The organism is Flavobacterium xizangense, assembly GCF_054075145.1.
On the sequence record NZ_JBSIPG010000001.1, the window covers coordinates 804050 to 819044 of the forward strand.

Genomic DNA, 14995 nt, shown 5'->3' on the forward strand with positions numbered 1-14995 from the left:
GGACTGTAGAAATTGAAATATTAATAATTCTAAAATTAAACTTAGTTTTTCAAGTCTTTGATTACTTTGAAAGCAACGTCAACTTGGTCTTCGCCAACTAAAATTGTAAATTCATTTGAAGTCGAAATTACCTCGTTGATAATAATCCCTTCCCAAGCCAAACGCTGGAAAATGAAATAGTAAATTCCAGGAACTACGATGTTTTCTTTTGGAAGTTTTACTGTAATTGAAGCTAAATTGTCTAATTTCTGAATTAGTTTTTCTCGCATAAAGTGTTTTTCAACTAAGTGATTAACACTGCTGCTCACAACAATATTAGTTTCATTTACACCACGAGATGAGGTATAAAAAATATCAGATAATGCATTAATATCAGAAATTAAATCAGCTTGTTTGTTCAAAACAGTTTCAGATGCAGCAAAAGTGTAATCTGTCAATTCAGAACGAACTGTAATTTCACCAATATTCTTAATTACTTTATTGATTTTGTGGTTTAATTTAAAATCTAATTCTTCAGTCAGTCTTTTAAGAGACATTACAACAGCACCCTGTTTTACCTCTTTACCAAATTCACTCTCCAGCTCCGTCATAATGTTTCGAGACAGGGAAGTCAAATTGATAATTCCGAGCGATAATGCATTCAATAAAAAAGGTTTTGTTTTGATGTAATTTTCGACGATTGATGAAACGGTTTTCATAATTTTTTTTCTTTTTTTTTGTAACTTAATTGTGTTGGTTTAGTTAATTTGATGTTATAAATCTTGACAAAGATAAATAAAAAAACAAATTGTTACAATTATAACAATAAAAAAATATGTTAAAAATGATAAAAAGCGTCAGTAAGGTGCTCAATTGCAAATGTTTCCTCGGTTTTGTGGACTGCAATTATGTCAAAACGAATATTTAAGTCATCATTAAAATCCATTTCCCTATCGTTTATGTAGGCATTTACTGCTTTTATGAGCAGCTGAATTTTTTTTTGCTTGACAAAATCCTGCGGAGAACCAAAATCCAAACTCGATCTTGTCTTGACTTCTACGATGGCCAAAATGGAATCTTTTTGTGCAATAATATCTATTTCGGCTTTTTGAATAATAAAGTTTCTTTCTAAAATTTCATAACCATTTTCTTCGAGATAAGAGACAGCAAGATCTTCTCCGAGTTTTCCTAGTTCATTGTGTTCTGCCATAGTTTTTGTTTAAAGTTTAAAGTTTCAAGTTTGAAGTTTTTTTGCATATAAAAACACAAAGTCGCAAAGGTTAGAAACACTTTGCGACTTTGATCCCGATAGTTATCAGGATTGCGAGATTTTATGTGGTATTTTGAGTTTTCCTAAAAGGAATTAATTCGATATTATTTTTGGAAACTTAAAGTGCTTCCAGAAGCATTTACATCAATTGTAACTGTATTTCCCATAATCAGAGTTCTATTGTCTCTAATGTGACCTGCGGGAAAGTTGAAAATTACAGGAATATTATATTTTTTGGTTACATCATCAATAATTTCAAGAGCGTTTTTGCCCCAAGGAACTTCATTATCTTTCATTTTTGTCATTCCTCCAATGACGATTCCTTTAAGATTTTCGATACAGCCGTTTCGTCTCAAATTCATCATCATACGATCAATATGATAAAGGTATTCGTCTAAATCTTCAATAAATAAAATTTTGTCCTTGCAGTCAATTGCTGATGGTGAACCTAACAAACTATATAAAATAGATAAATTTCCACCAACTAATTCCCCTGTAGCTTTTCCAAAACGATTCATAGGAGATGGAGCAACTGTATAAGATAATGATTCGCCAAATAAACTTGCTTTTAAAGAACTGATCGCCTCTGGAGTTGCGCGCGGAATTGTTATCGGCATTACACCATGAATTGATTTATAGCCCATTGTGTTTAAATGATTATGCAAAACGGTAACATCACTAAAACCAATAATCCATTTTGGATGCTGTTTAAATTTGGTAAAATCCAATAAATCTAACATTCTAACAGTTCCGTATCCGCCTTTAACGCACCAAATTGCTTTAATATTTGGGTTGTCTAATTGTTTTTGAAAATCGGCAGCACGTTGTTCATCAGTTCCTGCCAGTTGGTGATAATCGAGACCAATGGTGCTTCCCACAACAGCTTCTAATCCCCAGCTGTGTAATAAATCAATAGTTGGTTTTAAATTGTCGTCGATATTTTTTCTGGCTGTTGCCAAAAGAGCTACAGTATCTCCTTTTTGTAAATAAGGCGGTGTTATCATGATTTGTTGAGATTGACAAGTGATTGTTTGTAAAGCAAAAGTAAGAAATGCTATTTTACAAAAAGTAAAACGTTTCTTGATAGTAAGGAGGTTATTCATGGTTTCTTTTGCTGTTTAATATTAGTCAGAAGCAAATTTAAATATTCAAATCAATAAATGAATTAAATTTCTTACAATTTATTTAAATTGGTCCTTTAATTTTTTAAAGTTATGCAAATTATTAAATTTCAATTTTGTTTGATTGTTTTTTTTACAATTTCTATTATAAATGCCCAACCCAAAAAGTACAATATTCATACAATAGCTTTTTACAATTTTGAAAATATTTTCGATACCATTAACGATCCAAGTATAAATGATGATGAATGGACGCCTACTGGAGCGCAGCATTGGACAAAAGAAAAATACGAGCAAAAATTAAAGAATCTTTCTAAGGTAATTTCTGAAATTGGAACTTCAGAAAATTTAAATGCACCAACTTTGCTTGGCTGTTCTGAAGTTGAAAATAGAGGTGTTCTTGAAGATTTGATTAAACAAGAAAAAATTATAGGTCTAGATTATGGAATTATTCATTTTGATTCACCCGACCAACGGGGAATTGATGTGGCGCTTTTGTATCAGAAAAAATATTTCAGACCCACTTCTTTTTCAAATATTCCTTTAATAATTTATAAAAATAAAACTGCCGTTCAGGAGAATGGAAATGAAGATTTAGGCGATGTTGAAATCAAAGTTGATAAAAATCGAGTGTTTACAAGAGATCAGCTTTTGGTAACGGGTTTTCTTGAAAATGAAGAAATTCATATCATCGTTAACCATTGGCCTTCGCGGTCGGGTGGAGAAAAAGTAAGCAGTCCGTATCGTGAAGCCGCAGGAAAATTAAACAGAAAAATTATCGATTCATTGCAACAAATAAATCCATTTGCAAAAATTATAACAATGGGCGATTTAAACGACGGACCATTTAATAAAAGTTTAAAAGTGGCTTTGGGAGCAAAATCCAAGAAAATCGAAGTTCCCGAATTCGGAGTTTATAATCCATTTGAAGAAATGGCCGAAAAAGGAATGGGAACTTTGGCTTTTAGAGATTCCTGGGATATTTTTGACCAAATTATTATGACTCAAACTATAATACAGCCAGATTTTTCAAGTTTTAAATTTTGGAAAGCCGGAATTTTTAATCGGCCTTATTTAATTCAGACTTCTGGGAAATACAAAGGATATCCATTAAGAAATTCCTTGACCGAAGTAGGTTTTAGCGACCATTTTCCGGTTTATATTTATTTGATAAAAGAATTTTAGTCCCAGTCTCAGTTTTCAGTCTCAGTGAATCTGAAAACTGAGACTGGGACTGAAAACTTTTCGTTAACTTAGCTTTTCATAAATTCTGAAAAAAATGGCTATAGCAAAACCTTTCAACCTTACCAAATGGATTGAAGAAAACCGACAATTATTGAAACCGCCAGTTGGAAATAAAAACCTTTATGTTGATTCAGGTGATTATATTGTGATGATTGTTGCCGGACCAAATGCCCGAAAAGATTATCATTACAACGAAACGGAAGAACTTTTTTACCAATTAGAAGGAAGTATAAAAGTCGTAATTCAGGAAGATGGCGAGCGCAAGGAAATGGAATTAAATGCAGGAGATATGTATCTTCATCCTGCTAAAGTACCGCATTCCCCTGTTCGTGCTGAAGGTTCAATAGGTTTGGTGATTGAAAGAAAACGCGCTGGACTTGGTTATACAGATGGACTGCTTTGGCATTGTGATAATTGCAATCATAAACTTTATGAAGTGTATTTTGAACTTCATAATATCGAAAAAGATTTCCTTCCTCATTTCGAGTATTTTTACAATTCAGAGGAATTAAGAACTTGTGATAAATGTGGAACTGTGATGGAAACAGATCCGAGATTTACGGCTAAGAAATAAATACACCCCCGTAGATTTTTAAAAAACTATCCGGGGTTTTTTAGTGTATTTTCATTCAAAAATATATATTTATATTGTTTTTAATGTATATTTGTATCATAAATGATATAAAAATACATCAATCATGATACAGGAAATTATTGCTTATAAAAATATTGTTAATGATATTGAGGAATTAATGACTAAATCTCCTTTTAAAAAAAATTATATCATTGAACAAATTGGTATTCCGAGTCCGACATTTTATCGAAAATTAAAGACTCAGACTTTTACTCCTGATGAAATGCTTTCAATTGCAAAAATTCTTTCTCCAGAAGAAAATTTTAAATTGCAATTAAAAGCGGACATTGCACAAGGGAAACTTGATTATATAAATAGAGATTATATAACTCATGAAGAAATGCTTGTAAAATTAAAAAGTAAAAATCTTATCTAAAAATTTTGGAGATTGAAAAAACTCATAGGTTTTTGACGATTATTTGAGAAAGCTACTAATATTACGTCATTTTCGTTTATTTCATAATATAATTTAACCTGCTTTGAAAGAACAATTTCCCGGCATTCTAGTTCTGTATTGTATTTGCCCAATTCAGGATTCTTTTCAAGTAAAATAATAATATGCAATGTGTCTTTTATGAATTTTTGTAATATAGCTGAAGTCCAATGTTGTTCTAAATAATATTGAATATTATAAAAGGTCTAATTCGCTTTTTTTGACCAAACAATTCTCATGATAAAGTTTAGATTATTTGGCAAAAATATAGAAAATAACTTACAAAATAATTTCTACAACTCAAATTTTTTCCCTTGTTCAGGATAAATAATCTTCAAACCTAGATCGTTTTGATTCTTAATTTGTTCTTTAAGTTTTGCAATATTTTTAGTTGGTGGTTTTAAATGCGTAACAATAATTTTGCAATTATTTAAAGAGCCTTTTCCAGCCAATTCTTCTAAAACATGAAGCTCGGTCATTAAGTGATTTGGGGTTAAGTGTCCGAATAAAAACTTGTCAGGCTGTTCATTCGGGAAGGAAACTTCAATAAAAATTCCTTTCAATTGTTTGTTTTGGACTAAAGGCGCAACTGCAGTCCATAGATTTTTTAGCTTATCACTTTTTTCAACAGAATCTGGGCCAGTATCACCTAAATATAAAGCATAAGAATCATTAGATTTAATTAAAAATGCAGTACTTTCAAATGGATTAACATGACTTAAAGGAAAAGCTTTTACTGTCATTTTTGTGTTTGAAATAGGAGTTTCTTCACCTAAATTCAAGGTTTGAAAATGGTATTTTTTTAGTGGAAATCCTACACCTTTATCTCCAAAGTTGGCCCAAGTCTGGTCGTTAAAATAATGGTTTTCCATCATTTCCATACATTTTTCAGTAGCATAAACGGTTTTTGAAGAATCGGCAGGAGAGTTGATAATTAAACCAGAAACGTGATCTAAGTGCGCATGTGAAATTAAATATCCTTTGATGTATTTGCGTAAAACTTCACTCGTTGAAACTTTAAAAACTTTATTTTCAATTGCTTTTTCAATTCCGGCATTTAAAGTTCCGGCATCCAGGCAAATAAAATCTTTTGTATTTGAAGGCGCTATTAAATAGGCCGAGAGATTTTTTTCATCAATTCCGCCTTTTATTCCTAAAGGAACTACTTGAAAAGAAGGTTTTTCTTTTTGAGAGAAAACATTCGTTGAAATTAAAAGCAAACAAAGTAAAAGTCTACTGAAAATGGTCATAATTGTTGTTTTGAGTAATGCAAATTTCACTAAATAAATCCAATAAATAAGGCTTCATTTCTGTTAATACTACTAAATAATCTTAAATTTACTTTTATTTATGAAGACACTTCAATTTGAAATTAATTCTAAAAGAATATCTTTACATTAAAAATATAACAATTTTAACTAAAAAAGTTACAATGACAACAATAGCATCACAATTTGGCATGAATGAAGCGCTGGAAAAATTAGGAATCAAACTAGTTAATGAAGGAACTTCAACAGGAGTAGAGAACTTTTCATCAGGAGAAATTTTAGATAGTTTTTCACCTGTTGATGGAAAATTAATTGCATCAGTAAAAACTTCAACTCTTGAAGATTATGAAAAAGTAATGCGTTCGGCGACTGAGGCTTTCAAAACTTTTAGATTAATTCCTGCGCCACAACGTGGTGAAATTGTGCGTCAGTTTGGAGAAAAATTGCGTCAAAACAAAGAAGCTTTGGGCAAATTAGTTTCTTATGAAATGGGAAAATCACTTCAGGAAGGTTATGGAGAAGTTCAGGAGATGATCGATATCTGTGATTTTGCCGTTGGATTATCGCGTCAATTGCATGGATTGACGATGCATTCTGAAAGACCAGGACATCGAATGTATGAGCAATATCATCCGTTGGGAATTGTTGGAATTATTTCGGCGTTTAATTTTCCAGTTGCGGTTTGGTCTTGGAATACAGCTTTGGCTTGGATTTCGGGTGATGTATGCGTTTGGAAACCATCTGAAAAAACACCTCTTTGTGGTATCGCTTGTCAAAATATAATTGCTCAGGTAATTAAGGAAAACAATTTACCAGAAGGAATTTCTTGTTTAATAAATGGAGATTATCAAATAGGAGAATTGTTGACAAAAGATACTCGTATTCCATTAATTTCTGCGACAGGTTCTACCAGAATGGGTAAAATTGTTGCTCAGGCAGTTGCAGGAAGATTGGGTAAATCTTTATTAGAATTAGGAGGAAATAATGCCATTATTGTTACTCCCGATGCAGATATTAAAATGACGGTTATTGGAGCTGTTTTTGGCGCAGTTGGAACGGCAGGACAAAGATGTACTTCAACTAGAAGATTGATTATTCACGAAAGTATTTATGATAAAGTAAAAGATGCGCTGGTTGCAGCATACAAACAATTACGAATTGGAAATCCGCTTGATGAAAACAATCACGTTGGTCCGCTTATTGACGCACATGCTGTTGAACAGTATGCAGTTGCATTAAATAAAGTTGTTGCTGAAGGTGGAAAAATTTTGGTTGAAGGTGGAGTGCTTTCAGGTGAAGGCTATGAAAGTGGCTGTTATGTAAAACCGGCAATTGCTGAAGCTGAAAATTCATTTGCAATTGTACAACATGAAACTTTTGCTCCGGTTTTGTATTTGATAAAATATTCTGGTGATGTTGATAATGCAATCGAAATTCAAAATGGAGTCGCTCAGGGATTATCTTCGGCAATTATGACGAATAATTTACGTGAAGCCGAAAGATTTTTATCGGTTACAGGTTCTGACTGTGGAATTGCGAATGTAAATATCGGAACGTCTGGAGCTGAAATTGGAGGTGCTTTTGGTGGTGAAAAAGAAACCGGAGGCGGACGTGAATCTGGATCTGACGCATGGAAAATTTACATGCGACGTCAAACTAATACAATCAATTATACTACAAATCTTCCTTTAGCTCAAGGAATTAAATTTGATTTGTAATATTTCGGTATTTTATACTAAATAGCAAAGGCTTCCATTATCGGAAGCCTTTTACATTTAAAATTGGGTTTGTTAAGCTAGGTTTGTTGTTTTATTTTTTTAGAATAGTTTGGTTAAAAGAACCATCGCTAGTATTAACTTTTACTAAATAAGTTCCCGAAATCAATGTACTCAAATCAATACTTTCTGCATTTTTTCCTGCACTTTTTACTAATGTTCCAGACATATTATAAATGAAAACTTGCTCTATAGTTTGAGTTGATTTAGAAATATATAACATATCAGAAACTGGATTTGGATATAAAACAACTTTAGACGTTTCTGGCTCTGTAGTGACTTCAGCAGTTTTCGTCATTCGCAAAGTGCTACCCGTATTATACGCTGTACTAATATAAAATAAATTTGCAACAGAACCTTTTGTAATAGTATGCGAACCCGCTGCAATTGATGCTGTTACAATTCCGGCAGATGCAGTATAAGAAACATTATCAACTTTAATAGTTCCGGTAAAGTTAGAATCAAAAACTAAAGTTAATGTTGAAGCGCTTGTTGTTGTATATGAAATAGACGTGCTCGTTTCAATTTTTAAGCGTTTAGTTAAGGTTAGTCCGTTGTATGTTACAGAACCATCTGTAGAGTTCATATTTCCTGTAATTGTATAGAAAGAACTTGTTTTTCCAGAAGTAGTAAAATTATGAATTTCATCTCCGCTTGGTGTTCCAGTAGTAACAGTAATTGTTCCAGAACCTGTTGCAGGTGTTCCCGTTCCTGTTGTTGCAATTGAGTATGATAAAGTTGCTGTTGGTGTTCCTGTAATTGTAATTGTTTTTGCAGTTGTGTTTTTTACAAAACTAATTCCGGATGCCGGCAAACCTGTTACTGTAGCATCTGTAGCAGTTCCTCCCCAAGTAAACACTATTGAAGTTATCGCTGTCCCGCTGGCAACAGTTTGATTGTTGTTTGTTGGAGAGGTTAAAGTTTGTGCTCCGGCCGCTGTAACTGTTATTGTTCCTGAAGCAGTTGCCGGAGTTCCTGTTCCACTTGTAGCGATTGAATAAGAAACTGTTGCGGTTGGAGTTCCCGTAATCGTAATTGTTTTTGCAGTTGTATTTTTTGCAAAACTAAGGCCTGATGCTGGTAAACCTGTTACAGTCGCATCAGTAGCATCTCCACCCCAAGTAAATACAATTGATGCAATTGCAGTTCCGCTTGAAACGGTTTGATTTTGATTTCCTGTCGAAGTCAGTGTTTGCGAACTCGCAGGAGGATTTCCTTCTCCTTGTACAGCAACTAATGTTCCAGTGTAGTTTGTCAAAGCTGATTTTAGTGCTGTAATAACAAGAGAGGATGTATCGTCGACACTATTATCGAATGTCCATTTTAAATCTCCTCCAGAAATACGTCCGGCGTATTGTGCTACTTTAGTTTTTGCTGTTGCAGGTTGATCAATCACTAGATTTTTAACATACAATGAAGCATCAGTATCAAAGTTATTATACGAATTTGCGCCCGATTTAGATTTGATAGTACTACTTACGGTTTCGCCTCTCGTTGTTGCGACATAAGCGTCAAAATCTGTTGTAGAACTTATTTTTCCTGAAATATTATATAACGGATTGGGATCATTATAAGCGACAAAACGCATGTTGTTTGTTCCGTTTGAAGTATCAAAAGTATTGTTAAAAGCTTTAATAAATCCGCCGGCTTCACCAGAAAATGTCCCCATCGTTCCGGCATTATTAACTTGATTTGCTTCATCCCAAATATCAGTTCCTTGCAATGAAGTCAGCATTGGATGTTTTGCATTGCGGAAATAATTACCTTCTACAAAAAGAGATGACCCCATAGTTGATCCAGCGCCATATTTGGCATTTCCATCGTAATAATTGTTATAGATATGTGCTGAATAGTAACGAACTCTTGGATGACGAGAATCGGAATGATCAAACCAGTTATGGTGATAGGTAATGTATAAACCTGTTGTAGTTCCTTCACTTAGCCCTAAAAGACTTGCTTTTCCGTTATCCCAAAAGTGGTTGTATGATAAGGTAATGTAAGTTGAAGATTTGTTGTCCAAAGCCCCATCTCCTTTAATTTGATCAGCATCACTTCCGGCATTTCCGTAGAATAAATCGCAATTATGAACCCATATATGATCGTTGTCTTGTTGCATTCCAACATTATCGCCAGCTGTGCTATTACAGTTCATAAATCCAAGATTGCTTACTTCGATATTTGAAGCTGACTTCAAGCGAACGCCCCAGCCGTTAGCAACAGCGTCATTTCCAATTCCTTCTATCGTTACATAACTTGCCGCATTATTTGCGTTTTCGATTACGACATCACCACCTTCCATTACAGTCATATCAGTAATATTTCCAATTAATCTAATAATAAAAGGGCGAGTATCTTTTCCTTTTTTAATGGCGTATAAAATATTCTGAAGACCAACGCAAGGGTTTGCACTTGCTCCAGTAATATTCATTGAAATCGTATTTTTAGTATTCTGCGTAATGTATAGAATTACGGCATTGTCTTTTGGAGTTCCGTCTGCTTTGTAACCGCCGGGAATTCTCCCGCTTTCAAAAGCAAATCCATTACGATCGTGCGCTGAAACTGTCAGTGTGCTAGTTGTAGATCCAGTTCCTTCTGTTCCTGAAATTACAGGTTTTACTTTGATCGTATAAGATCCAGCTTTTAATCCAGGAACGTCAGCACGAAAATAACTTCCGTAGCTTCTGATAAGCTGGTCATCAATTTTTTGGTCTGTTATTCCATTTCCAGAATAATAGACATTGTAAGTTTGTGCGCCACTTACAGGTTGCCACTTTACAAAAGCAGATTCAAGCCAGCCTGATGCTTCTGTAATTGAAACTTGTTGCGCCCAGATTTGTGCGCTCGCAAGTAAAACGAAAATAAAAAGTAGGTTTTTTTTCATAATTGTTAAGGTTAATAAAGTTAGTAATAGCTATTTGTGGTTTTGATTATCTTTTACGTTGGTTAATTGTAATCGATTACACAAAAGTATACAAATTTTTTATATTCGTAATTATTTGCCTAATAAAAAACGTATTACTTAAAAATTTAAATTTTAAATTACATATTGTGTAATAAATTGCATTAATTGTAATTTATTACACAATATACAATGTTTGTGTGAAGTCTTATTTTACTACGTTTTTATTTTTTACATATCAGAAAGTAGTTCCGAATGCTCTAAATTTTTGCAGACTTGTTAAAATTTAGGGCAGTTTTAATAAAATAAGAAATAGATTACTTTTTGTAGTTTTTCAATTCAGAATTTTGCTTTGAATAAATAGTTTGGATGCAATTTTTTATTTTGGAAGTATACAAAGAGGAATTAAAATCAACAAAACTATTTTTTAATGAAGTTTTTGGAAGAGAAAGAAAAAAGGGAGGAGAGATTTTTTTTTAAGCTAGATAATAAGCATAAAAAAAGCCTTTTTGAATTTCAAAAAGGCTTTTTTTATAAGTTAGAAAAAAATTATTTTTTCGATAATTTAGATAACAGTCTTAGGAATTCGATATATAACCAAACTAATGTGATTACTAATCCCATAGCGCCAAACCATTCCATATATTTTGGCATCCTTTGCTGCGCACCTTTTTCAATTTGATCGAAATCTAGGAATAAGTTTAAAGCTGCAATAATAATTACAAAAACACTGATTCCAATACTCATCATTCCGTTTCCGTAATGAACAGGAGTGAAATTGAATATCAGAGAAGCTAACCAAGAAAATAAATAATAAGTTGCAATCGCTAATGTAGCAGCAACTACTACAGATTTGAATGTTTCAGTAACTTTTACGATTCCAAATTTATATAAACCCAGACAAACTAAAAATGTTACTAACGTCGCAGCAACGGCATTAATTACAATTCCAGGATACATTGCTTCAAAAATTGCAGATATACCTCCAATAAATAAACCTTCAAATAAGGCATAACCAGGTGCCAGATAAGGCGAATATTGTGGTTTAAACGCTGAAATTAATACTAAGATTAGTCCAACGATTGCTCCTCCCATTGCCGGAAGCATGATGTTAATTCCATTAAAAGCCATCCACCACGTTACCATGGCTGCTCCACATAGAATTAAAAATAAAATAGCTGTTTTATTAATTGTTCCTGAAACGGTCATTTCCTGATCATAATCAATAATTTGCGCTTCGTGCACTTCTTCAGCTCTAGAAACAGCATTTGATGAAAAACGTTTGCTGTTTAAAAATGGATTTTTTGAATTGAAAGCCATAGTTTAAAATACATTTAGGTGAAATCAAATATAGGAAGTTTTTTTTAAGTCTACAGATTTGCGTTAAATTTTTAACATGAGTTTTTCCTGCTAAAATTGAATATAAATAAAAAGCCCATCAAAAGAATATTTGATGGGCTTTACATATTTTGAATAAGCTTTTTAGCTCAATAAATCTAAAACTAAAGAAGGGAATAAACCTAAAACGATGTTCAAACTAATTGAAACAATTGCAACTGCATAAATAAGAAATGGTTTCCCAGTACGCTCTTCGTTAGGTTCTTTTGAATACATTGCCAAAATTAATTTGAAATAATAGCCAACACTAATAATAGAGTTGATAACAGCCACAATAACTAGAGCAATATAACCAGATTGGATGGTTTGGCTGAACAAGAATAATTTAGCAAAAAATCCAGAAAAAATTGGAATTCCGGCCATTGATAACAATGAACTTGTCAAGATTGCAGCCAATAAAGGATTCGTTTTTCCTAAACCATGAAAATTTGTAACATCTTCATTATCCTGATTTTTGCATACATATAAAATAACACTAAATGCTGCAATTCCCGCTAAAGCATAAGCCGCAGCATAATATAATAAAACGCCGGCTGATGTTGCAATAGTTAAAAATGTCATTAACATAAAACCTGCATGTGAGATTCCTGAGAATGCCAGCATACGTTTTACATTTGTCTGACGAAGGGCCATAATATTACCCACTGTCATTGAAGCAATAGAAATGATAACGACAATGTTTTCAAATGTTCCTAAAAGATCTTGATTTTCTAATGATGGAATTAAGTTTAATCCAGCTACTAATTTATAAAGCGTTGCAACTGCTACAACTTTAGCTAAAGTACTCATTAATGCTGTTGTCAATGCCGGTGAACCTTCGTAAACATCAGGAGCCCAGAAATGGAATGGAACTGCAGCAATTTTGAAAAACATTCCGATAGTCATTAAAATCATTCCGATTGGAAACCATATTGGCAATTCAGCAGATAAAGAGCTTTCGAAAATTTCTGTAACATCAAAAGTTCCCATTGCTCCGTAAATTAAACAAATACCAAATAAAATAATTCCTGATGCAAAAGATCCCATCAAGAAATATTTCATACCAGCTTCATTACTTTTTATGTTCAAACGATCACTCGCTGCAAGTACATATAATGCGATTGACAAGATTTCGATTCCAAGAAAAAACATTGCTAAATTTCCAAAAGATACCATAGCAACTGCACCCGCTAATAAAAATATTTTTATTGCAATAAAATCGGAGATTTTTGTCTGATGATTTTCGTAGAAATTATGGCTTAAAGCTACTAGGAAAATAGTTAAAATAATAAACAATGATGAAAATGCAGTCGAGAATTTACTCACCACAATCATGTTGTTGTAATAACTTGCTGTTGATCCAAATTCGTAATAGTTTAGTGCCAAGACAGCCAATAAACCTAAAATGGTAAATGGAACGATGCCTTTTCTAAAATTTAGAATTTCAAACAATAGGCAAAAAATACCCAATCCTGTTATAGCTATTAATGTATTCATTTTTGTTTTTTTGATTTAGGAAATCTAAAACGCCCTAATTTATTTTTATTTAAAATATTAATTTTTATTGATAACGTTTAAAATAGTTTCTAAACTTGGTGTGATCAAATCTGTAATTGGTTTTGGATAAAATCCAAAGAAAATCAATACAGCAATAATTGCTACCATAGAAATCCCTTCATTTACAGAAACATCTGCAAAAGTTTTAGAATTTGTTTCGCCTAACATTACATTTTGAAACATTTTCAACATATAATAAGCTCCTAAAATAATTGTTGTTCCGCCTAAAAGAGCGAACCAGATATTAATTTGAGAAAGGCTGTACAAAACTGTAAATTCTCCAACAAAATTAAACGTAGTTGGCAAAGCAACAGAAGCCAAAACCAAAATTAAAAACATTGAAGTGAATTTTGGAGATTGAGTACGAATTCCGCCCAATTCTGCAATATTTCTTGTTTCAAATCTTCTATAAATAATTTCTGCAGCGTAAAATAATCCAACTACAACAAAACCGTGAGCGATCATTTGTAAAACTGCTCCACGGAAACCATCAATGGTTAAAGTATAAGTTCCTGCAGCGATTAATCCAACGTGAGCAAGTGAAGAATAAGCTAATAGTTTCTTTAAATCTTTTTGTCTCAATGCAACGATTGAGCCGTAGATAACGCCAGCAATTCCTAAAGCAATAAAAATATTCATGTATTCTTTTGCAGCAAGAGGCGCAATTGGTAGTTGCCAACGAATAACACTGTACAATCCCATTTTTAACATGATACCAGATAAAAGCATTGTTCCAACGGTTGGAGCTTTTTGGTAAACACTTGCCTGCCATGTATGAAAAGGAATAATTGGAATTTTAATTGCATAAGCCAAGAAGAAAGCCAAGAAAATCCAAAGCTGTTCATCAGCAGACAGATTTAATTTGTATAAATCTTCGATTAAGAAACTGTGCGCTTTTGTGTATAAATAGATAAAAGCAGTTAACATGAATAAAGAGCCTGCAAGTGTATAAATAAAGAATTTAACAACTGCTTTTCTTCTCTCTTCAGCATCTCCGTTACCCCAAATTAAAGCAATAAAGTAGATTGGAATAAGTGCTAATTCCCAGAAAATATAGTATAAAAGACCATCTGCAGCCAGGAATGTTCCTGTCATTGCAAATGCCATAAATAGGATTAGTGCGTAAAAAGCTTTAGCATTTTTATATTCGTTTCCAAAAGAAGAGAATATAATAATTGGAGTCAAAGCTGTAGTCAATAAAAGCATTGCAAGAGCTAATCCGTCAGCATTTAAAGCAAATGAAATTTTAGGCTGAACAATCCAGCTGTTGATTACGCTGATATTTTCACCAGCAGAAAAATTATTCAATAATACAATTGAACATCCTAAAGCTGCTAAACTAAAAAGTAATGCAACTTTTGAAGCTAGTTTGTCACCAGAAAAATAAGTGGCAAATGCACCAATTAAAAGTATAATTAATATAGTAGAAACGTTCAT

At 32.8% G+C, this 14995-nt stretch carries 12 protein-coding genes; 4 read left to right on the forward strand and 8 right to left on the reverse strand.

Features of this window, described 5'->3' with window-relative positions; translation table 11 throughout:
• Nucleotides 1-41: 41 nt before the first annotated feature.
• The 3 genes from ACWA1B_RS03370 to ACWA1B_RS03380 all read right to left on the reverse strand — a co-directional run bounded on the left by ACWA1B_RS03370 (nucleotide 42) and on the right by ACWA1B_RS03380 (nucleotide 2253).
• Nucleotides 42-698: a hypothetical protein gene (locus ACWA1B_RS03370; RefSeq protein WP_008466087.1), complete on the reverse strand. Its 657-nt coding sequence runs from the start codon at nucleotides 696-698 to the stop codon at nucleotides 42-44.
• Between the two features lie 119 nt (nucleotides 699-817).
• The gene (locus ACWA1B_RS03375; RefSeq protein ID WP_035646274.1) at nucleotides 818-1189 is read right to left on the reverse strand and encodes a YraN family protein; all 372 of its coding nucleotides are present in this window, start codon (nucleotides 1187-1189) and stop codon (nucleotides 818-820) included.
• Nucleotides 1190-1353: 164 nt separating this feature from the next.
• On the reverse strand, nucleotides 1354-2253 hold the full coding sequence (locus ACWA1B_RS03380) for a S66 peptidase family protein (RefSeq protein ID WP_456904462.1): 900 nt from the start codon (nucleotides 2251-2253) through the stop codon (nucleotides 1354-1356).
• A 210-nt stretch (nucleotides 2254-2463) separates the two neighbouring features.
• Here ACWA1B_RS03380 and ACWA1B_RS03385 point away from each other — a divergent pair, with 210 nt between their 5' ends.
• The 3 genes from ACWA1B_RS03385 to ACWA1B_RS03395 all read left to right on the forward strand — a co-directional run bounded on the left by ACWA1B_RS03385 (nucleotide 2464) and on the right by ACWA1B_RS03395 (nucleotide 4625).
• Nucleotides 2464-3555: an endonuclease/exonuclease/phosphatase family protein gene (locus tag ACWA1B_RS03385; RefSeq protein WP_456904463.1), complete on the forward strand. Its 1092-nt coding sequence runs from the start codon at nucleotides 2464-2466 to the stop codon at nucleotides 3553-3555.
• Nucleotides 3556-3649: 94 nt separating this feature from the next.
• Nucleotides 3650-4189 carry a 3-hydroxyanthranilate 3,4-dioxygenase gene (locus ACWA1B_RS03390; RefSeq protein ID WP_456904464.1) on the forward strand — a complete coding sequence of 180 codons (540 nt, stop codon included), beginning with the start codon at nucleotides 3650-3652 and terminating at the stop codon, nucleotides 4187-4189.
• A gap of 124 nt (nucleotides 4190-4313) precedes the next feature.
• Nucleotides 4314-4625 (forward strand): hypothetical protein, encoded by a 312-nt coding sequence (locus ACWA1B_RS03395; RefSeq protein ID WP_456904465.1) that lies wholly within the window; start codon nucleotides 4314-4316, stop codon nucleotides 4623-4625.
• Between the two features lie 350 nt (nucleotides 4626-4975).
• Here the strand turns inward: ACWA1B_RS03395 and ACWA1B_RS03400 are convergent, their stop codons facing one another.
• Nucleotides 4976-5932: an MBL fold metallo-hydrolase gene (locus ACWA1B_RS03400; protein WP_456904466.1), complete on the reverse strand. Its 957-nt coding sequence runs from the start codon at nucleotides 5930-5932 to the stop codon at nucleotides 4976-4978.
• A 182-nt stretch (nucleotides 5933-6114) separates the two neighbouring features.
• Between ACWA1B_RS03400 and amaB the strand changes: the two genes are divergently transcribed.
• Entirely contained in the window at nucleotides 6115-7668 is a 1554-nt protein-coding gene (gene amaB / locus ACWA1B_RS03405) for an L-piperidine-6-carboxylate dehydrogenase (protein ID WP_456904467.1), read from the forward strand.
• Between the two features lie 91 nt (nucleotides 7669-7759).
• Here amaB and ACWA1B_RS03410 read toward each other — a convergent pair whose 3' ends face one another.
• The 4 genes from ACWA1B_RS03410 to ACWA1B_RS03425 form a co-directional block, all read right to left on the reverse strand.
• The gene (locus ACWA1B_RS03410) at nucleotides 7760-10606 is read right to left on the reverse strand and encodes a pectate lyase family protein (protein ID WP_456904468.1); all 2847 of its coding nucleotides are present in this window, start codon (nucleotides 10604-10606) and stop codon (nucleotides 7760-7762) included.
• Between the two features lie 567 nt (nucleotides 10607-11173).
• Nucleotides 11174-11944, reverse strand: coding sequence for a Bax inhibitor-1/YccA family protein (locus tag ACWA1B_RS03415; RefSeq protein ID WP_035646250.1), 771 nt, complete (start codon nucleotides 11942-11944; stop codon nucleotides 11174-11176).
• Nucleotides 11945-12106: 162 nt separating this feature from the next.
• Nucleotides 12107-13498 (reverse strand): NADH-quinone oxidoreductase subunit N, encoded by a 1392-nt coding sequence (locus ACWA1B_RS03420; RefSeq protein ID WP_456904469.1) that lies wholly within the window; start codon nucleotides 13496-13498, stop codon nucleotides 12107-12109.
• 57 nt (nucleotides 13499-13555) lie between these two features.
• Entirely contained in the window at nucleotides 13556-14995 is a 1440-nt protein-coding gene (locus ACWA1B_RS03425) for a complex I subunit 4 family protein (protein ID WP_456904470.1), read from the reverse strand.

Bases quoted from the DNA above. Each gene is read 5' to 3' on its own strand.
- ACWA1B_RS03370 (WP_008466087.1), bottom strand. From the start codon at position 698: ATGAAAACCGTTTCATCAATCGTCGAAAATTACATCAAAACAAAACCT.
- ACWA1B_RS03375 (WP_035646274.1), bottom strand. From the start codon at position 1,189: ATGGCAGAACACAATGAACTAGGAAAACTCGGAGAAGATCTTGCTGTC.
- ACWA1B_RS03380 (WP_456904462.1), bottom strand. From the start codon at position 2,253: ATGATAACACCGCCTTATTTACAAAAAGGAGATACTGTAGCTCTTTTG.
- ACWA1B_RS03385 (WP_456904463.1), top strand. From the start codon at position 2,464: ATGCAAATTATTAAATTTCAATTTTGTTTGATTGTTTTTTTTACAATT.
- ACWA1B_RS03390 (WP_456904464.1), top strand. From the start codon at position 3,650: ATGGCTATAGCAAAACCTTTCAACCTTACCAAATGGATTGAAGAAAAC.
- ACWA1B_RS03395 (WP_456904465.1), top strand. From the start codon at position 4,314: ATGATACAGGAAATTATTGCTTATAAAAATATTGTTAATGATATTGAG.
- ACWA1B_RS03400 (WP_456904466.1), bottom strand. From the start codon at position 5,932: ATGACCATTTTCAGTAGACTTTTACTTTGTTTGCTTTTAATTTCAACG.
- amaB (WP_456904467.1), top strand. From the start codon at position 6,115: ATGACAACAATAGCATCACAATTTGGCATGAATGAAGCGCTGGAAAAA.
- ACWA1B_RS03410 (WP_456904468.1), bottom strand. From the start codon at position 10,606: ATGAAAAAAAACCTACTTTTTATTTTCGTTTTACTTGCGAGCGCACAA.
- ACWA1B_RS03415 (WP_035646250.1), bottom strand. From the start codon at position 11,944: ATGGCTTTCAATTCAAAAAATCCATTTTTAAACAGCAAACGTTTTTCA.
- ACWA1B_RS03420 (WP_456904469.1), bottom strand. From the start codon at position 13,498: ATGAATACATTAATAGCTATAACAGGATTGGGTATTTTTTGCCTATTG.
- ACWA1B_RS03425 (WP_456904470.1), bottom strand. From the start codon at position 14,995: ATGAACGTTTCTACTATATTAATTATACTTTTAATTGGTGCATTTGCC.